The organism is Psychrobacter sp. 2Y5 (genome assembly GCF_051847375.1).
In the GTDB taxonomy this organism is placed as follows: domain Bacteria; phylum Pseudomonadota; class Gammaproteobacteria; order Pseudomonadales; family Moraxellaceae; genus Psychrobacter.
Genome location: NZ_JBPYDA010000008.1, coordinates 39,504 through 59,300, shown reverse-complemented (window position 1 = coordinate 59,300; position 19,797 = coordinate 39,504). Strand labels below are relative to the sequence as shown.

Annotated in this window: 18 protein-coding genes and 1 pseudogene; 11 read left to right on the top strand and 8 right to left on the bottom strand. The window is 43.5% G+C overall.

From position 1 onward, the window contains the following. Nucleotides 1-5 precede the first annotated feature (5 nt). From ACS8E3_RS09400 to ACS8E3_RS09350, 11 genes and pseudogenes are all read left to right on the top strand, one after another. Complete coding sequence (locus tag ACS8E3_RS09400) at nucleotides 6-653, top strand: formyltransferase family protein (protein ID WP_439243606.1); 648 nt, start codon at nucleotides 6-8, stop codon at nucleotides 651-653. Next, entirely contained in the window at nucleotides 643-1,713 is a 1,071-nt protein-coding gene (gene pseI, locus ACS8E3_RS09395) for a pseudaminic acid synthase (RefSeq protein ID WP_439243603.1), read from the top strand. The genes ACS8E3_RS09400 and pseI overlap by 11 nt, the downstream gene beginning before the upstream one ends. An 88-nt stretch (nucleotides 1,714-1,801) precedes the next feature. Beyond that, on the top strand, nucleotides 1,802-2,701 hold the full coding sequence (locus tag ACS8E3_RS09390) for a glycosyltransferase family 52 (RefSeq protein WP_439243599.1): 900 nt from the start codon (nucleotides 1,802-1,804) through the stop codon (nucleotides 2,699-2,701). Between the two features lie 234 nt (nucleotides 2,702-2,935). Next, entirely contained in the window at nucleotides 2,936-3,784 is an 849-nt protein-coding gene (locus ACS8E3_RS09385) for a polysaccharide deacetylase family protein (protein WP_439243596.1), read from the top strand. Further along, on the top strand, nucleotides 3,781-4,599 hold the full coding sequence (locus ACS8E3_RS09380) for a formyltransferase family protein (protein ID WP_439243594.1): 819 nt from the start codon (nucleotides 3,781-3,783) through the stop codon (nucleotides 4,597-4,599). The genes ACS8E3_RS09385 and ACS8E3_RS09380 overlap by 4 nt, the downstream gene beginning before the upstream one ends. Further along, nucleotides 4,592-5,701 (top strand): glycosyltransferase, encoded by a 1,110-nt coding sequence (locus ACS8E3_RS09375; protein ID WP_439243592.1) that lies wholly within the window; start codon nucleotides 4,592-4,594, stop codon nucleotides 5,699-5,701. The genes ACS8E3_RS09380 and ACS8E3_RS09375 overlap by 8 nt, the downstream gene beginning before the upstream one ends. Further along, nucleotides 5,694-6,896, top strand: a complete 1,203-nt coding sequence (locus ACS8E3_RS09370; RefSeq protein WP_439243590.1) for a glycosyltransferase — start codon at nucleotides 5,694-5,696, stop codon at nucleotides 6,894-6,896. The genes ACS8E3_RS09375 and ACS8E3_RS09370 overlap by 8 nt, the downstream gene beginning before the upstream one ends. Beyond that, entirely contained in the window at nucleotides 6,883-7,971 is a 1,089-nt protein-coding gene (locus ACS8E3_RS09365; RefSeq protein ID WP_439243588.1) for a glycosyltransferase family 4 protein, read from the top strand. The genes ACS8E3_RS09370 and ACS8E3_RS09365 overlap by 14 nt, the downstream gene beginning before the upstream one ends. Nucleotides 7,972-8,064: 93 nt before the next feature. Beyond that, nucleotides 8,065-9,243: a hypothetical protein gene (locus tag ACS8E3_RS09360; RefSeq protein WP_439243586.1), complete on the top strand. Its 1,179-nt coding sequence runs from the start codon at nucleotides 8,065-8,067 to the stop codon at nucleotides 9,241-9,243. A gap of 225 nt (nucleotides 9,244-9,468) precedes the next feature. Further along, complete coding sequence (locus ACS8E3_RS09355; protein ID WP_439243826.1) at nucleotides 9,469-10,614, top strand: glycosyltransferase family 4 protein; 1,146 nt, start codon at nucleotides 9,469-9,471, stop codon at nucleotides 10,612-10,614. Between the two features lie 151 nt (nucleotides 10,615-10,765). Beyond that, nucleotides 10,766-11,353 (top strand): annotated as a pseudogene (locus tag ACS8E3_RS09350) (sugar transferase); the annotation flags it as partial. On the opposite strand, the gene scpB reads toward ACS8E3_RS09350, so the two are convergent. The 8 genes from scpB to mrdA form a co-directional block, all read right to left on the bottom strand. Next, a complete protein-coding gene (gene scpB, locus ACS8E3_RS09345) occupies nucleotides 11,343-11,903 on the bottom strand; it encodes an SMC-Scp complex subunit ScpB (protein WP_439243584.1) in 561 nt (186 codons plus the stop codon). The pseudogene ACS8E3_RS09350 and the gene scpB overlap by 11 nt on opposite strands. A 42-nt stretch (nucleotides 11,904-11,945) precedes the next feature. After that, nucleotides 11,946-12,806, bottom strand: a complete 861-nt coding sequence (locus ACS8E3_RS09340) for a segregation and condensation protein A (RefSeq protein WP_439243581.1) — start codon at nucleotides 12,804-12,806, stop codon at nucleotides 11,946-11,948. A 25-nt stretch (nucleotides 12,807-12,831) separates the two neighbouring features. Next, complete coding sequence (gene trpS / locus ACS8E3_RS09335; RefSeq protein WP_439243578.1) at nucleotides 12,832-13,899, bottom strand: tryptophan--tRNA ligase; 1,068 nt, start codon at nucleotides 13,897-13,899, stop codon at nucleotides 12,832-12,834. A gap of 137 nt (nucleotides 13,900-14,036) precedes the next feature. Further along, nucleotides 14,037-15,128: an LpxL/LpxP family acyltransferase gene (locus ACS8E3_RS09330; protein WP_439243575.1), complete on the bottom strand. Its 1,092-nt coding sequence runs from the start codon at nucleotides 15,126-15,128 to the stop codon at nucleotides 14,037-14,039. 311 nt (nucleotides 15,129-15,439) lie between these two features. Continuing rightward, on the bottom strand, nucleotides 15,440-15,826 hold the full coding sequence (gene rpsI, locus ACS8E3_RS09325) for a 30S ribosomal protein S9 (RefSeq protein ID WP_439243572.1): 387 nt from the start codon (nucleotides 15,824-15,826) through the stop codon (nucleotides 15,440-15,442). 10 nt (nucleotides 15,827-15,836) lie between these two features. Next, nucleotides 15,837-16,265, bottom strand: coding sequence for a 50S ribosomal protein L13 (gene rplM, locus ACS8E3_RS09320; protein WP_439243570.1), 429 nt, complete (start codon nucleotides 16,263-16,265; stop codon nucleotides 15,837-15,839). 242 nt (nucleotides 16,266-16,507) lie between these two features. Beyond that, nucleotides 16,508-17,227 carry a 16S rRNA (guanine(966)-N(2))-methyltransferase RsmD gene (gene rsmD, locus ACS8E3_RS09315; protein WP_439243568.1) on the bottom strand — a complete coding sequence of 240 codons (720 nt, stop codon included), beginning with the start codon at nucleotides 17,225-17,227 and terminating at the stop codon, nucleotides 16,508-16,510. Nucleotides 17,228-17,254: 27 nt separating this feature from the next. Further along, the gene (mrdA, locus tag ACS8E3_RS09310) at nucleotides 17,255-19,255 is read right to left on the bottom strand and encodes a penicillin-binding protein 2 (RefSeq protein ID WP_439243565.1); all 2,001 of its coding nucleotides are present in this window, start codon (nucleotides 19,253-19,255) and stop codon (nucleotides 17,255-17,257) included. Nucleotides 19,256-19,797: the final 542 nt, after the last annotated feature.

Here is a 19,797-nt window from a genome sequence, read left to right as displayed (position 1 = left end):
AGACTATGAGAGTCAGTTTCCTATGCAGTGACTCAAGACATCCTATCAATGTCTATCTATACGCTTGGATGCAAGAGAATAACAGTCAGCATGAGATAGAGCTAGTACATCAGAAACAGGATCTGTCCGGCGGTGACTTGTTATTTTTGTTCTCCTGTACAGAGATTATCACTAGCCAAGAGCGCATGGCTTATACCAGCTGTTTAGTACTGCATGCTAGCGACTTACCAAAAGGCAGAGGGTGGAGCCCTCATATCTGGAGCATCTTAGAGGGAGAAGAGCAGCTCACTTTGAGCCTATTAGAAGCTGCTGACAAGGTCGATAGCGGCAAAATATGGCAGAAGCTAAAGTTTCAAGTTCCCAAACATGCACTATGGAACGAGATAAACGAGCAGCTATTTACAAAGGAGATTGAGCTGATTAATTTTGCTATTGATCACTTTAATAGTGTCTTAGCTAAGCCGCAAGACCCAAATATAGCGCCGACCTATTATCCAAAGCGTACTCCAGCAGATAGTGTAATTGATCCTTTTAAGAGTATAGCAAGCCAGTTCGATAAGATACGAGTCTGTGATCCTGAGCGCTTTCCGGCATACATCGACCTATATGGGCAGCGATATAAGATGACTTTGGAGAAGGCAAATGATGAGTAATATCCATATCAATGGTCGGGTGATAGGCCGTCGGCAAGCGCCTTATATCATCGCCGAGATGTCAGCCAACCATAATGGCCAGCTTGAGGTGGCTTTGCGTATTATTGAGGCGGCCAAACGCGCCGGCGCCGACGCGGTAAAAATACAAACCTATAGACCGGATACTATTACTTTAAAGTCAAACCTACCGGATTTTCAGATCACTGAGGGGCTGTGGGCCGGGCGCACTTTATATGATTTGTACGAATGGGCTCATACCCCTTGGGACTGGCATAAGCCGCTTTTTGATTATGCTCGTAAGATTGGTATAACTATCTTCAGTTCACCTTTTGATAATACTGCAGTCGATCTGCTAGAGGATCTAGGCGCTCCTGCTTATAAGATAGCCTCTTTTGAAGTCGTTGACTTAGCTCTGATCAAATATGTCGCGGGTACGGGCAAACCGATGATCATGTCTACGGGTATGGCTAATGCCGAAGAGATAGCAGAAGCGATAGAGGCGGCGCGTGTCGGCGGCTGTAAGCAGCTTGCTATTTTGCACTGCGTCAGCGGTTATCCTGCGCCTGCGGCAGATTACAACCTGCGTACCCTAGCAGACATGATTGAGCGCTTTAGGCTGGTCACAGGTCTGTCTGATCACACTTTGGATAACACCACAGCGATTACTAGCATTGCCCTTGGCGCCTCTATCATCGAAAAGCACTTCACCCTCGATCGTCATGGCGGTGGTCCTGATGATAGCTTTTCGCTGGAGCCTGCAGGTTTGAATCAATTATGCCGTGATAGCAAAACCGCTTGGCAAGCGCTTGGGCAGGTAAATTACAGCCGAAAAGCCAGTGAAAAAACCAATACCAAGTTTCGGCGCTCACTGTATTTTATAAAAGACCTAGATGAAGGCGACATCATAACTGAGGACTCTGTCCGTAGCGTACGCCCAGGTTTTGGCTTAGCGCCGAAATATCTGCATGAGATTATAGGAAGAAGGCTTAAACAAAACGTCGAGGCGAATACCGCGGTGACTAGCGATAGTATAGCGGGGCTATTCGAGTCTGAGATGTAGTCAATAATAAATATACATATCTCATATTAGTAGCCGAGATCAGCAGAATTATTAAGCTTAGCAGATGGTGACATAAGGGGCGATTAAGATGAATATTTTTATGGTAAGAACCAGACTGCAATCTCTGATTATAGAAGAGATTCTCAGTGTTGAAAAAGTAAGCTCTTATATTTTAGTCATTTGTTATTTTGATCATAAAAACGAAGATGCGCCTGAAGTTTATGCGACCTACGATAAAATTAAAAAAAATGCGGTTTTTAGTATAGATGTATTTGCTAATGATAAGTTTTTGAAGAACGTTGCTAAATATATTTTGATGCAGATGATAGCGTCTTTGACAAAAGGGAAGGTTTTTTTGGCCGGTGTTGATAGTTTTACCTTTGCCCTTGCCGCTAAATTATTCCCTTTTGCTCAGATTAATACTTTTGATGATGGCTCCTATAATGTTTTAAAAACATCAAAGTATTTTTGCGAGACGCCTTTGGCTAGGCCAGGTCTTAAAGGGCTGCTTTCTAAACTATTATTTCCTAAGGGCGGCGCTAAGTACTTAAGAACTAGGAGTAAGCGGCACTACACAGTATTCGCTGATTTAGAAAACATTGTCGAAAAAGATAGAGTAATGACTCTGCAGTGGGATTGGAGCAAGCTATTAGATCAAAGAGATTTAGATAAGCTGCCAGCACAGGTTAGCGCTATCCTTTTAGGCACCGCCTTTCAAGACTTTAGTGAATGCCAGCAAACGAAGTTAAGACGAAAAGCAGTAGAGCTAATGGCGAGCACTGATTTGTACATTATGCACCCGCGCGAAAAGCTTTGGTTAAACCACGCAAAAGTCATTAGGCTTAATAGTCCAGCAGAGGCGGTTTTAAACTATATGCAGTGCGTTAGCAAAGACGGATTAACTGTCTATCACTACGATACCACTGCTGCATATTCATTAAGAGGTCATAAGGATATTAATTTCATTGACTTGCTGGGTGATGATTAGCTCAATAGCTAGTGAATAATCATCCCGAATTATTAATTATCCCAAAGCCTGTATAAAATATCCGCACGCTTTTTGTGGTATAAAGTATATAAGGGTAAGTGAATTTAATAAATAACGAGAGAGATTTAAGCAATGAAAAGTTACTCGCTCAAGACCCTCGCATTTCGTACATTGACAACGACGGCTAGATTGCGCGCTAGAAAAAAAAGACTAGTGAGCAACGAGGTGGTTACGGTGCTGAATCTTCATAGAGTCTCTCCTAATAACGGCAGTACCTATAATGCGTTAGCGCCAGCGCTATTTGACGAGCTTATTAACTATTTAAAAACAGAGTTTCATATTTGCTTGTTTGCTGACTTTGAACAGATACAAACCCGTAAACCTAAGCTTATCCTCTCGTTTGATGATGGCTATAAAGACTTTATAGAGTATGCAGTGCCAGTACTAGATAAGCATAAGATACGTGTTAATCAAAATGTCATTCCTTATTGTATTGAAACGGGCTTGCCTCCTGTCAATGTGCTACTGCAAGACTTCATTGGTAAAGCGCCTACTGAGCTACTAAAGAAAATACCTTTAGAAATAGCTACCGATGGCGATAGACATGAGGTAGGCCGAAAAGCATCTTTTGCGATTAAATATCTGCCAGCGGCGCAGTTTATCCCGCAAAGAGAAATACTACTAGATTTTTTGTTGAATTATCCGGAGTTTCTATGTGCATCAGCCATGAGCAAAAAAGACATCTTAGAGATCTCAGCTGTACATGAAATCGGCGCTCACTCTTATGAGCATCTGTCGATGGAGCATCAGCATGAAGCATACTTTCTAGAGGATATAAAAAGGTGTAAGGCGTATTTTTTAGAGGAGCTATTGCTTGATTGTAATATTTACGCCTTTCCCAATGGTAGTGCGACACAGCAGCAAGTACATCAGGCAAAAGGGCAAGGGGTTGATCATATATTACTGGTAGGGGATAAATATAGTACCAGCAAGAGCGGGGTGTTCAATCGGTTTACCTTTGATGCTCATACTATGGATGAAGCGAAGTATAAATCCTTTGGTAGGAGGGCTTTAATCACATGAAAATTATAGCGCTCATAGGCGATCAGCCTAATCATAAGTATTTATGTGAACGCATAAATCGTAAATTTGCTTTAGATGCAGTAGTCATTGTGAATAAAAAAAGCACTGCAAAAAAGGCTATAAGAAGTCGTCTTCTATCTCAAGGAATGAAAAAAATACTGTCTTTGCCGCTCGCTATTGCCTGGCGAAAAATGCAGGCGAGCTTTCAACAAGATCTCAGCGCCCTGAGCTCGGTTAAACGTTTAGTGGTTGATGATGTCAATGCGCAGGCCGTTGTAGACTTAGTAGCAGCAACCAAACCTGAGTTAGTCGTCGTCTCAGGAACCAACCTATTAGGTGCGGAGCTGATAAAAAACATTGCTCTTAGTGGCAAAATAATGAATCTGCATACCGGTCTCTCTCCTTATGTCAAAGGCGGTCCTAATTGTACCAACTGGTGCTTAGCAAACAAAGAGTTTCAGCTGATAGGCAATACCATTATGTGGCTAGATGAAGGCATAGATAGCGGTAATTTGATATGTACTGAAAGAACTTTGCTACTCGGTAATGAGAGCTTACTAGAGTTACATCAAAAGGTGATGACCCACGGCCATGATCTGTTGCTGCAAGCGATTGCAAGCTTTACGCGCAATGAGGACTTACCTAATGTTAAGCAAGATGACATTGATAGCGGTCGGGTGTTTTATAGCAAACAATGGACAGCAGCGAAGGCAGCTAGCGCTTATGCCAACTACTTGCTTCATTATAGAGTCAATAAGCTAAATGATATTCAAGGTCTTGACGTTATCACTATAGGAGACCGCAAAAGTGAGTGATAAATGCAAAAGAAAAATAGCCATATTTTTGCCAAACCTCGACGGCGGTGGGGCTGAGAAGGTGTTTGTGAGTTTATCAACTGCGTTTATTCAGCGGGGCTTTGCAGTCGATGTGATCCTTATTCAAAAGCAAGGTGAACTATTGGATACTTTAGATGAAAGGGTTCGTGTCATTGATATCAATAGTAAAAAAATAAGAGGGTCGTTTGCGCCTCTTTTGTCATACTTAAGAAACAATGATCCTGAAATACTTATTGCGGTTATGTGGCCTTTAACCGTGATAGCCACTATTGCATTTCGACTGTCAAGATGTAGGGGGCGCGTGGTAGTCAGCGACCATACTACTTTGTCGCTTTCAACTGCTGAATATAGTAAGCATAGAAAGAAGATATTAGCGCAGACTATTAAGTGGGTCTACCCTTTAGCTGACGTACGCTTGGCAGTTTCTAATGGGGTGGCAGCAGATATCAAGCAGTTGGCAGGGCTTGCTAACACTAAGTTTAATGTGATTCATAATCCGATTGATATGCCTATAGAAGACAAGGCAGCAGAAAACACTATTAAACAACGTTGTAGAGTAATTAATGTCGGCTCACTTAAATGGCAAAAAAATCAAGCTTTACTGATTAAAGCCTTTGCTAAGCTTTTAGAGAACATCGATGCTGAGCTAGTCATAGTCGGCGATGGAGAGCTAAGAAGTCAGTTAGAGGAGTTGATTGCAGGGCTAGGTTTACAAGACTATGTGACTTTGGTTGGTTTTAAAAAAGATGTCGCTGCTGAGTATATACGAGCAGATCTATTTGTTTTATCGTCTAATTGTGAAGGATTTGGCAATGTCATAGTAGAAGCTATGACTGCCGGTGTTCCTGTGGTTTCTACCGATTGTCAGTCTGGTCCGAGAGAAATTCTTGCAGACGGAAAATACGGAACGTTAGTACCTGTTGACGACGTTGACGCGTTAGCAAAAGCCATGCTTGAATCCTTACAGCAATCTCATGATGGACAAGTACTAAAGAACCGAGCCGCTGACTTCTCGCTAGAAAAAATAGCCAATCAATATTTAGACGTCATGTTTCCTGAGGGGATAAACAACTATGTCTAAAATAAAAGTGCTTTATCTCTCTTATACGGGCTTACTTGAGCCTTTAGGTCGCTCGCAGATATTGGCTTATCTGTCACGTCTCGCTGATGAATATCAATTCACTATCATCAGCTTTGAAAAGGCTTCGGATCTAGCAAAGACTGATGAGCTGCAAGCGCTAAAAACAGAGTGTGAGCACTATGGCATTCACTGGCAGCCTAAAACCTATCATCACAAGCCTAGGTTATTAGCGACGCTATGGGATTTATCGGCTCTGCTTTATTACACTTGGCAGTTTTCGCGCTCTAATCGCGCGCACTATATCCATTGCCGTAGTTATATACCAGCGATAGCAGCTTGGGTGGTGGGTAAACAAACCCAAGTGCCTTTTATTTTTGATATGCGCGCTTTGTGGCTTGAGGAGATGATAGAGGCCGGCCGGCTAGTTCGTCATAGCGTGGTCCATAAAGTACTGGCATGGTTGGAGACCAAGCTCCTCAAAGATGCCGCGCATGTGGTCAGCCTTACCGAAGCGGCGGTTGATTATTTGCAACAACAACAGCCGCAATTAAGGACTCAGAAGTTCTCTGTCATTACCACTTGTGTTGATCTGGAGAGATTTAAGTTATCTACCATCGCCATAGAGGATAGAAAGCTTGGCACTATGGGCACGGTCATCAGTGGCTGGTATCACTTAGACTGGCTGTTTTTATCGCTAAAAACGCAATTGCAAAAAGATAAAAGTGCAACTTTTAAGATTGTGACCCGAGATTCAGCGCAAACGCTACGGACAATGGCGAGAAAGTATGAGATCGAGCCCTCAAAATTAGAAGTTTTCAGCTCAAGCCCGAATGATATTGCAAAAAATATTGCCGATATCAAAGCGGGGTTACTATATTTTACCGCAGGCATTAGTAAGTTAGGGTCAGCGCCAACCCGCCTAGGAGAGTTTTTGGCTTGCGGTATTCCGGTCATTGGTAATCGGGGCGTAGGAGATATGGCAAGCCTTATCGAGAGGTATCAAGTCGGTGTCGTTATAGAGGACGGCAGTCAACGCGCTATTGATGAAGCGTTAGAGAAGTTGGACATCCTTTACCAAGATAACCAGTTAAGTCAACGCTGCAGAGATGCTGCCGATGATTATTTCTCTGCGGATAAAGGCGCTGAGCGCTATCGTCAAATCTATAGGGGGATAACCTCTCATGAAAAAAGATAAAGTACTCAAAGTGGCTTTATTCTCTAGGCATACGCGTATGGGCGCTAGTAGTCGCTTACGTTCTATGCAGTATTTACCCTTTTTAGAAGATAAAAAAATAACGGTTGATGTCTTTCCACTTTATGACAGTGACTATTTACATCAGTTGTATGCTGGCAAGGGTCGCTCTACCGCCAAAGTATTGCAGTGCTACTTAGCTAGGCTGTATAAGCTATTTACACTCAAAAGATATGATGTTATTTGGATAGAAAAAGAGCTTTTTCCTTATCTACCAGCTTGGGCAGAGGCTCTCATCGCTAAGTTAGGAAAGCCCTATGTCGTCGATTATGATGATGCTGTTTTTCATAATTATGACTTCTCGAACCATAAGATGGTCAGGCTTTTATTATCGAATAAAATTAGTAAGGTTATGCATAATGCCGCGACAGTTATCGCGGGGAACGCTTATCTTGCAGAGCGTGCCGCCAGCTCAGCAAGCAAGAAGGTGGTCATTATCCCAACGGTGCTCGATAACCGCCGCTATCAAGCTATAGAGACTGATAACGAAGTCCCTATCATTGGTTGGATTGGCTCGCCAACCACTGAAAAATACGTTTTAGAGTTAAAAGAGATGTTTTTAGAGCTACAAAAGAAAGTCAGCTTTAAGATACATTTGGTCGGCTCTACTCAGCAAATGCAAGATAAGCTTGATGGGCTAGAGGTTGAGATACTCTCTTGGAGTGAGAGCACAGAGGCAAGCTATATTGAGCAATTTGATATTGGGATTATGCCATTGATAGACGGTCCGTGGGAGAGAGGGAAGTGTGGTTATAAACTCCTTCAATATATGGCCTGCGCCAAGCCAGTAGTGGCTAGCCCTGTTGGGGTCAATGTAGATATCATCACTAGCTGTGAGTGTGGTTATCTAGCCAATAGCCTAGAGCAGTGGGATAGGGCATTGTATAAATTATTACACTCTAAAGAAAGGCGACAATTACTCGGCGATGCCGGCAAGAAATCAGTGAGAGACTTTTACTCTTTACAGGTGCAGGCGCCATTATTAGCAGATGTTTTTAAACTCGTATCTCATAGATGATATAGAGCGCCGCTTCAATTATGGTTAGTCTGCTAAGTATTATTAGTCTGCTTAATATTTACAATATTCAAAAAACAACATAGAGAAAATCTAATGACAGACCCAAGCTGGATTTATTCATATGGATTTTTAGGGATTAGGCTCTTTGATTTGCCTAGCTTTTTGATATGCTTGTTATTGATTGTGATTGCTGGTTATAAGTTTCGGGTGCCCTCTAACTATCAAGTCGTCCTTGCCTTACACTGTTTGCTACCTTTCGTCTTAAATGATGTGCTATTTAGTACGTCCTATATGGGCGATCAGTTCCGGTATTGGCGCGGAGTCAATGCGATAAGGACGGGCGAGATAGGGATTATGGAGGCGCTAACGAGTGGTGAAAACGTGTTGCAAGCCAGTGCTTTTTTTGCCTTCATGCCATTTCCTACTCCCGTTTCTGCCATTAGTTTAGGGTTTTATAATACCTTTCTTTATATCGTCTTATTCTTAGTTTTGTATGTCAAAAATATCTTTACTAAGGTATCCGTATGGTTTTATCTGTTGTTTCCTAGTGTTGCTTTATATACTGCTTTGAGCTTACGAGAAACGCCAATCTTCTTTTTTATGATTTTATCGATCGTTTTTGCTCGAGAATCTAAGTTTATTAAAAGTGCTCTTTGTACCATTCCCGTCTATCTAATCAAATTTCAGAATTTTTATATTTTAGCTCCTATAGTCCTGCTGTACTTTATTTTTAATGTCGCAAAAAAGGGTATGGGATTGGTCAAGGCTTTGATCATCGGCGCAATCAGTCTTGCCGCTTTGCTGCTCTCCGCGCCTGTCGCTATCCCGTTAGTCAATAAGTTTAGGGTCGCTATGTTTGTAGAGGATGGCGGTGATCCAGATAAGATCAGTCTCATCTCAGGAGCATCCGACTTTGTCTTTCAAGGGTTAACTTCAGGGCTGTATTTCTTATCAAAACCCTTTGTTTGGGAGGCGAGTAATGCTTTACAATTATTACAGTCTTTTGAGAATCTATTTATTCTTGCTATTTTATTTTTGATCACGCGTAAAGCTTGGTTAAAAAGCCCTGATAAACTAGCATTTTGGTTGTTATTTATGGTGCTATCGATGTCAGTCTACGGCTTAGTCGTTGCAAACTATGGTACCGCGGTTCGATACCGCTATGTATTTGTCGTGATTTATGTCTTATTCGTCTGCGCTGATTGTGACATTCGTACTTTATTCGAAAACAAAAACCCTGCTAAACAAAACTCGTCCACTAAGATAGATTAAAAAACCTCTCAATAATTTCTCTCTCAAGACATAAATAGAAATATTATTTATGTCTTTTCTATTGTAATCCTTAGAAATATTACCTATAGTATATTCATATATTTAAATATACGAATATACAAATACAAACGCTGATATAGGTCTTAGATTGTTGGTTTCAATAATAACCTTCACAACTGTCCTTTCAATATGACTCAAAACTAAGTTGAAGACATTATGACTACTATGAAAAGGTTTTTAATATTTTCTAACTATTTGCCTCACGTCTTAAATTTTAGAGGCAAGCTTTTGGCGTCTATTGCTCAATTAGGCTATGAGATACATGTCGTTGCTCCTGCCTTAGAGGACTATGCTACAGATCATAATACGCTCAAAGGCCTCGGCTATCACGTTCATCAGATCACTATGCAGCCCGTTGGAACTAATCCAATAAAAGATATAAAGACGCTTTTGGCCAGTTATCAGATCCTAAACAAAATCAAACCACAATATGTACTTTCTTACACCATTAAGCCTGTGGTGTACGGAACGTTAGCCGCATGGCTTGCCAAAGTACCTTATCGTTTTGTGCTGATATCGGGCTTAGGGTATACCTTTCAGCAAGTAGAAGAAACCAATAAGCGCAGCGTATTCCAGAGGTTTGTACACGCGCTATATCAACAAGCATTAGCTAAGTCTTCTAAAGTGTTTTTTCAGAATAAAGATGACTTAAATTTATTCAAAAAACTAAATATAGTGCAGTCAACTATTCCAACAGTAGTGGTCAATGGCTCAGGCGTTGATCTACATGACTTTGAGGTGTTGCCGTTACCAAGAGATGAGTGCAATCGCGTCAAACCTTCTTTCTTATTAATCGCCAGACTCCTCAAAGATAAAGGGGTGTTGGAATATATTGAAGCGTCCAAACGTATAAAAAAGGATCACTGTAATGCTGAGTTTCATCTTGTGGGCTGGATAGATGACAATCCAGCAGCGATTGAGCAGGCACAGTTAGATCAGTGGATAGCGAACGGCGATATCACTTACTGGGGAAAACTTAGCGATGTTCGTCCTGCTATAGCAGCAAGTTCGGTGTATGTATTGCCATCTTATCGCGAGGGTACCTCACGCTCGGTGTTAGAAGCTATGTCCATGGGGCGAGCAATTATTACCACCGATGCTCCGGGCTGTAGAGAAACGGTGGTCTCTGGCAAAAATGGGTATTTAGTTCCTGTGCAAGCAATTAATGAATTAACAAGTGCCATGCGCCAGTTTATAGACCATCCCTATCTGTATGAACAAATGGGCTTAGCTTCTAGAAACATCGCGGTAGATAAGTATGACGTCAAAAAAGTAAACACTCAGATGATAGCGGAGATGGGCTTAGGTTAGATTTTCACAATACAACGAAATTATGAGTCATCGTTTTAAGAACAATCGAATCTAATTGCTCTTTATTTTTACATTTACATGTCCTGATATAGCTGATTAAAAAAGAGGTATAGCGGCTTTAGGAGATGTCAAAAACTGATGAGGTCTAACTATGTTTAAAAGAACCCTCGATTTCAGTCTTGCTCTTACGGTCTTAATTCTACTGTTGCCTGTGTATCTTTTGGTAGCGTACAAGGTTAGGAGGAATTTTGGATCGCCTGTTATATTCTGTCAAACTCGGTCCGGCCTTAATGGTAAACCCTTTAAAATCTTTAAGTTTCGCACGATGAGTGACGAAAAAGATTCTGAAGGTAAGCTATTAGCTGATGAGTACCGATTAACTGATTTTGGTAAGAAACTTCGAGCGAGCAGTCTCGATGAGTTGCCACAACTATGGAACGTGCTCAAAGGTGAGATGAGTATAGTAGGCCCACGTCCTCAGCTTATGGAGTATTTGCCCCTATATAACTCAGAACAGTTTCGCCGGCATTTGGTGCTGCCAGGGGTCACAGGTTACGCGCAAATCAATGGTCGCAATAGTATCAGTTGGCAAAAGCGTTTTGAGCTTGATACTTGGTACGTTGACAACCAAACACTGTGGTTGGATCTCATCATATTGATTAAGACGGTTAAGATGGTTATTAGTATGCACGGTATATGTGCAGAAGGCGAAGCTACCATGAGCCGGTTCACGGGTAATGCGAAGCCGCGTCGCTTATCGCGGAAAAATCAGGCATTGGTGGTAGCTCGTCCAAAGCTGTCAATCCAAAAGCGTCCAGAAACTGCGGGGTAGTATGCAGTAGGGCTGGACGCCCTAAAGTGTCTTTATAGCCGTCTTCCATAATCCAGCCTTTATCGAACAGCTGCCTTAACAGACTACTCGACAACGTCACTCCGCGCACGTACTCGATGTCGCTACGAGTGACGGGCTGCTTATAGGCAATGACGCTTAGTGTCTCAAGCAGCGCTTGGCTAAGACGCTGTTGCCGCTGTGGAAACACACGCTGAATAAGCGCGCTATAATCATCAGCAATTTGTAGCCGATAGCCACTTGCGGTTTTATGTAGTCTTAACACACTAGAGGTTAAGCGCTGTTGTAATTGCACTAAGGCCAGCTCCAGCTCTTTATTTGATAAAGATAAATGCCTTTTTAGCGCTTGCTCAGTGAGTGGCGCATCTGAGGCATGTAGCAGCACCTCTATCTGTAAGCTATGGTCTTTAGCATTAGAAATATCGTTATTTTTTACCATGTTTGCTCTGTTTAGGGGTAAGTTTAACTCCAACCGCGAACCCTACACCAACCATTGTAAAGTTAACGAGTTTATTTGGCTGGTCTCTTTATCACCTTCTGCATCACTATTAACCACACCCACTAACTGTCTTTTCATCAGCTCTAACACTGCCACAAAGCTTACTACTACGCCGATTTTTCCTTGAGATTTGTCTAATAGCTGATAAAAGGAGCGAGCACTGCCAGTGCTTAATTGGCGACTGATGCTAGCGATCCGATCAGATAAAGGTACCGCATCGACTTTGATGCTATGCATTTGATAATCAGGCTGCAATTGCATCTTAAATAAGCTATCGATCAGTAGGGTGGGTGAGTAGCTAGGTAGTTCAGCTTGCATCACTTCAAAGCTCGGTAGACTGACCATCGCTAAGAATACATCGCGCTCCAGGCGAACTAGCGCATCTAAGCGCCGGCTTGCCTCCTTAATCTGCGCGTAGGCCTCTAAGCGCTCAATCAGCTCAGCTTTGGGATCGCGCTCATCGGTTGGGGTTTGCGCTTTTGGTAGTAGTAGCTCTGTCTTGATCGCAATCAAAGTCGAAGCCATTAATAGGTAGTCGCCTGCGAGTTCAAAATGATCGCTATCAAGCTCGCTGATATAAGCCAAATACTGCTCAGTAATCGGCAGAATATCCATCTGTGTTAGATCGACATTGTTTTTTTTGACTAAATACAATAAAAAATCTAACGGCCCTGCGAACTGCTCAAGCCAAATGGCAAACGCCCCAGGCGGCACATATAGGTCCTCTGGCAGGTTTGCTACTGGCGTTTGATAAATTCGCAGCGTGGCATCAGCTGCATGAACATAACCTTGGTTGGTTAAATCAGAGGCAGTATCAGGCGCTAAACTAATCGTTGAAGGCATCTTTATCGGCTGACTAGCTAACGGATTATTTGAGTTTAGCTAGCGGGCGAATACCGATGGCGCGGCGCGTTTTATCTAACTGTTTACGGCTGTGACGGCGGGCCTTGTCTGCGCCCATTTGCAAGATTTCTTCTAGCTCTTTTGGATTGGCCATTAGCTCTTCATAACGCGCGCGGAAGGGTGCAATCTCATCGTTTATTTTATCAAACAAGACTTGCTTGGCATCACCCCAGCCGATACCGGCCGCAAATTGCGCGCGCATATCAGCGATCTCTGTCGGCGTTGCAAAGGCTTTATAAATCTCAAAGATAGCTGAGGCATCAGCGTCTTTTGGCTCATCAGGAAGTTGTGAGTTAGTGACAATTTTCATGATGGCTTTGTGCATTTGCTTCTCTGAGCTCACTTGCCCATTAGCCTCACCAAATAGCGGAATGGTATTGCTATAGCTCTTGCTCATTTTGCGGCCATCAAGGCCAGTAAGTAGTGGGATGTCGTCATCGACCACCGCACTTGGTAGCGTAAATAAAGGCTTGTATCTATGGTTAAAGGTGCCGGCGATATCGCGTGCCATCTCGATATGCTGGATCTGATCGCGGCCTACAGGGACATGAGTGGCGTTGAACATCAAGATATCAGCTGCCATCAGCACCGGATAGCCAAACAGACCCATCGTTATTCCTTGATCAGGATCAACGTCCGCTTTTTCAGTATTGATATCGACCGCCGCTTTATAGGCATGGGCGCGGTTCATAAGCCCTTTCGCACAAGAACAGTTCAAGATCCAAGCTAGCTCGGTGATCTCAGGAACATCGGACTGCCGATAAAAAGTCACGCGCTCAGGGTCAAGACCGCAGGCCAGCCAAGTCGCGGCAATGGCTTTAGTAGACTCATGAATGATAGCGGGATCATAGCAGCCGATAATCCCGTGATAATCTGCTAAAAAGAAAAACGCTTCATCATCGCTGTTTTGAATGGACTCTATCGCTGGACGAATAGCACCAACATAGTTACCTAAATGCGGAATGCCGGTTGGTTTTATACCAGTCAAGATGCGTTTGCTTTGTGGTGAAGAGGCCGAATTATTATCGCTCATAAGAAGTCCATTGTGTTGATACTAGTTTTTATTAGAGGGGATACCTACGCTTACGCGCAAAATATCAGTAGCAGAGTATAGCAAATTTAGCAGCGATATTGAGGGTGCAATAACACGCTGTTAGGTGATGAAGCCTTTTATTTATAAATATCCGTGCGACCCTTTGGACCATGTTTGAAGCGCCGATGAAACCACATCCACTGGGTCGGATCGATACGGATTAGGCTCTCTAGTATCTCATTGACCCGTGTGGCATCGGCGATCTCATCATTGCTTGGATAGTTCTCAAGCTTTGGGGTAATAGTCAGATGATAATGCGGGCGTTTACCCCGAGGTAGATTGTCAGGGGTCTGACGATAAGTATGCAGCGCCATTACTGCTGGTGGATGGGTCTTACTGCCAAGCTTTGCCAAGCGTCTCGCCATAGTAATAGTGGCGGCTGGTACCCCAAAAAATGGTGCCATCACCCCTTGCTTGAGACCGTAGTCTTGATCGGGTGAGTACCAAATCACATGACCCTCATTGATCGAATCAACTAAGCTGCGCATATCGCGGCTAGAGATCTGCTTACCAAAGATAGTCGTGCGACCGTTGTAGATGAACCAATCCAGTAGCGCGTTATTTTGCGTGCGATACATACAGTCGGTGGCAAAGAACTGAGTACAGAGCAAGCCGCCTAAATCGAGCATGGTGTAGTGAGCACCCAATAAAATGACCGCGCGCCCCTCATTTTGCGCATTAACCAGATGCTGCAACCCCGATATCGATACCGTTTTAGTAAACACATTAGGCCGAAACCAAGCACATAAAGTCTCAAACACACCGATACCTTGATTGACAAACACTTGCTTGGCCATCAGTGTCCGCTCAACTTCCGGTTTTTCTGGGAACGCAAGCTTTAGGTTAATCAGCGTATCACGGCGACGCGAGCCCGCTACTTTATACACCAAAACACCTAGCTTACGGCCTAGCCAAAACTGATAACGTAGTGGCAAATAGACCATCGGTAATACTAGCGCTAAAGCTAACCAAATACCCCAATACTTCGGCAATAAAAACTGCCACTGAAAAGGCTTTTTTTCAGCTTGAGCGGTTTTTTTTTGTGTCTCAGTGATGGTTGGCGTACCCACAGCTAGAGCCGGCGATTTTGCTGGCTGGCTAGAGACGCCATGTTGCGGGTTGGCTTTATTTTTAGCTTTACTAGGATCGTATTGTTCAGGGGCTTTCATAATAAGGATGCTGTAATAAAAGTTGCTATTATGATGGGGTAGATGAGCTTGCTTTACAAGATGAGTTTTGCTTGCAGCAGAGTTTTGTAGGCTAGCGCTTTAACTCAGCGCATTTGTTTATACCCTTAGCATTAAACGGCAGGTTACGCTTGAGCCAAGCCAGTTTATCGACCATTAGCTCTCTTCCACAAAAAAACCTTATAAGCAGCGAGCTACTTATAAGGTTGTGCAAATCTATGCTAATACTAGCTGCCACTCTTAATACTATCTGACGAGCAATAGAGTAGCAAACCAATAAGCAATAGCTTTGATTAACGTTTTGAGAATTGTGGGCGCTTACGTGCTTTACGTAGGCCGACTTTCTTACGTTCAACTTGACGTGAGTCACGAGTCACAAAACCAGCTGCTTTTAGTGCAGGCTTGTTGGTTTCGTCAAGCTCGATTAGGGCACGAGTGATACCGTGGCGAATCGCGCCTGCTTGACCACTGATGCCGCCGCCTTTTACAGTGATGTAAAGGTCGTAAGCAGTAGGGGATTCAAGTAGCTCTAATGGCTGACGAACAACCATGCGTGAGGTTTCACGGCTGAAATATTCATCAAGTGGCTTGCCGTTGACAACGATGCTACCGTTACCTTTCGCTAAAAATACACGAGCGGTAGACGTCTTGCGGCGACCAGTTCCGTAATTGCGTTCCATAAAATTATCCTTAGATGTCTAGTTCTTTAGGTTGCTGAGCTTCATGTGGATGCTCTGTACCCGCATATAGTTTCAGCTTCTTGATCATCGCATAGCCAAGAGGACCTTTTGGAAGCATACCCTTAACTGCTTTGTGTAGAACATCTTCAGGCTTATGTGCAAGCAGCTTATTGAAGTTGGTTTCTTTGATACCACCTGGGTAGCCACTGTGACGATAGTACTTTTTATCTTGCGCTTTTTTACCCGTTACTGTGATCTTATCAGCGTTGATGACGACAATGAAGTCACCAGTATCAACATGCGGAGTAAAAGAAGGCTTATGCTTGCCACGTAAGCGAGTAGCGATTTGCGTGGCTAAGCGACCAAGGGTTTTGCCGTCAGCATCGACAACATACCAGTCATGGGTCACTTCAGCTGGTTTTGCACTAAGTGTTTTCATGATAAAACCTTAAATTTAGAATTCGTTGAGAGTTTAGCTGGGAACGGGGCTCTCAAAAAACAGACTGCACATTATAAGCAGTAGCGCTCCTGCTTGCAAGCGCCAATGGGGTTTATTTTGTCCTGCATTACATTAAACAGTCATATTCAGCAGGTTTTGTACTTTTTGGCATTAAAGATCTTAACACATTATCATTATTTCTTGATGAGATGTTGTGACAATAGTAAAAAGCAGTGAGATGATTATGACGCTGACAGCTGATAAAGTCCAGCAACAACTTGACCTACTTTGCTTTGTTTTAGACAAGTAAAACCAGTTATTGACTGCACATCCTTATTATCACTTAGAGTCTCGGCTAATTGCGCCAATTGAACAGTTAAGTCTTTATCGGCTTCCAAATAAATCAGGGTTTCGCTTGTGAGCAGTTCTTGCTCGATTAGCGTACTCAAAATAGGCTGCCACAGATCGTCTGCGTACGGCGGATCGATAAAGATAATATCAAACGGTTGGGTGAAATCCTGTTTTTGTGTCAGTACATTTTCAGCTTTACCAGACCTTATGCTAAAGCTGTCCGCTTCTAGACGTAGCTGCTCAGCATTCTGTGAGAGCCGCTGTGCTTGTGCTGGGTTGGCTTCAATAAAAGTGCAATGCGCCGCGCCGCGAGACAAAGCTTCAAAACCTAAGACGCCGCTACCCGCGCAGCTGTCTAATACCCGCGCGCCATGAATATCCGCTAGTAGCCAATTAAATAGCGTCTCACGCAGGCGATCTGGAGTTGGACGCAGGCCTTCACCATCGATAAAGGTGACATTACGCCGCTTAAACTGACCACCGATGATACGGACACAACCTGCGGCTTGTGGTTGCGCTTTTGATGTGGCGTCTTTTGATCTACCAGTCTTTGATTTTGATACTCTTGCTTTTTGGGCTGGCGACTGGCGTACTGCTGAGGATTTTTTCATAATAAAAAAGGTTAAATCAAGGTTGTTTTAGAGAGTAGGGGTAGCGGCAGTTAGCAGAGCCTTTTCTTCCAAAGCCGCAGCCTCCGCTTCGGCTGCTGCTTTCGCCTCCGCTTCACGAATAGCATCAAGGCGCGCTTTTTCTATCGCTTTATGACGCTTGATGATTTTTAGCTGATCTGCGGTCGGCGGTATAATAGGGTCTTTACTGCGCTGCATCACCCAGTAATCAAAGAGCTCTCGTCCGATAGGCGCGGCAACAGCACTACCGCCGCCGCCATTTTCAACCAGTACCGCTAGTGCAATGCTTGGATTCTCTACTGGCGCAAAACCGGTAAACCAAGCATGATCCCAATGGCGTTTATCGAGAGCCGATTTATCATAACTTTTACCCTGCGCAATGGATTTTACCTGAGCGGTTCCGGTTTTGCCCGCGATACGATACTTCTTGGTGTAGATACCACGTGCGGTACCACTCTTCACCGTGTCTTCCATAGCATCATGCATGCGTAGCCAGTCGGATGGCTTACCATTATAAGCAATCTTGCCATCAGGTTTGCTAATGACTTTGACTGCTGCTGCACCTTCACTGCTTTTTAGTAGATGCGGCGTGATATGATTGCCTTTGCTAGCCGTCATCGCGGTAGCATTAGCGACTTGTAACGGTGTTGCTAAAAAATATCCTTGACCGATACTCACCGAGATCGTCTCGCCCGGCAGCCAGTCTTTATCATAGCGATCTTTTTTCCATTTAGGCGAAGGCATAATGCCGGACTTTTCGTTAGGCAAATCAATACCGGTGCGCTCGCCAAAACCAAACTCAGCCATCCAGTCATGCAGGCGCTGAATACCCATCTCATAAGCCAGCTTGTAATAATAAGTATCGACAGACATCATAATCGATTTTTTAAGATCAACGGTACCATGACCGCCGCGTTTCCAATCGCGAAAACGATGTGAGTCCCCGGGCAAGCTAAAATAACCGGGGTCATAAATAGTGGTTTCCCAATTACGCAGACCGTAATGGATACCGCCTAACCCTGCAAAAGGCTTAATAGTAGACGCTGGTGGATACATACCTTGCAAGGCACGATTGTATAGTGGCTGATCGATATCGTCGCGTAGTGCACCGTAATCTTTAAACGAGATACCAGAGATAAAAGGATTGGGATCGTAGCTTGGGTTACTCACAAAGGCTAGCACATCACCATTTTGAGGATCTATGGCGACGATAGCACCACGCCTGCCGTCTAGCTGCTCTTGCGCTACTTTTTGTAGACCATAATCCAAGCTCAAGGTAATGTCATTGCCAGCGATAGGCGGCTTAGTCTCCAACTGACGGAGAATATTACCATGGGCGTCAGTCTCCACCGACTGGTAGCCGGGCTCGCCTAGCAAGATATCCTCGTAATAATCTTCGATACCGATTTTGCCAATCAGATCTGTACCCGCATAACGATCCTTATCGATACGCTTGGTTTCTTTATCATTAATCCGGCCAACATAACCGATCACATGAGCAAACAGTTCATCATAAGGATAAGAGCGGGTAAGCTTACTTTGAATAGTCACACCCTGAAAAAAAGGCTTACGCTCACTAAACTGTGCTAGTTGGGTCTCCGTTAAGTCGATTTTGACGGTGACAGGGTCTCTTTTGCTTTTATTTAACCGCGCTAAAATATCGGTAATATCATTCTCGCTCAAATCAAAAATAGGAGCGAGTAGCGCGAGAACGCGTTCAGGATCTTCGACAACATCAGGGTTAATCATCGCGGTAAATACCGGCTGATTATCCGCGAGCAGAATACCGTTACGATCATAGATATAGCCGCGGCTAGGCGGGGCAGAGATCAGCTTAATACGGTTATTGTCCGCCTGCGTACTGTACCGATCGTGAGCATAGACCTGTAAAAATCCATAACGCACTATCAAGCCGCTCAAACCCAAAAAAATCAGCACTCCAAGGATAATAATCCGCCGCATAAATATGCGATTGACCTGTTCAGTATTTGGAGTGAGCGGTTTGTTCATAGAAGATCGATACCTAAAACGAAAGGGGCAGCACCTAGAGCGCTTAACAAAAACAGATGGCAGCAAATATATAGGATACTGACAAAAATAACAATAACAATTTCAATCACATAGCGAGTTAACCACGCTAACTATCAGGGTCAGTGAAGCTGCAAGGCGCAGATTATAACAGAGACCGCTCGCTAAATATAAAACGATATAAACGCTGCAAACCATAGGTTCACTAATAAGTGTTCATTAATGAGTGTTGGATAAGAAAATTAATGAGCAGTGACGCTAGGGAATGACTGCTGTAAAAGGCCGATAGTCTTACCTTTAACTTTACTTTTAGATGCTGACTCTACCTCACTATTTTAAATCAGTAGAGCCAACTGAGCTTCACTAAAAGTGTCGCCTACGGTCATAACTTCCATAGGCTATATGGGTGCTAAAAAATAGCAAGTATGTTAAAATCAGGCGGTTTTATGGCCGGTATCAAAATGGTATCAACGCCCTAATAAAAACTTACTAGTATAAACACAACAGTATAAACGCAATAGACT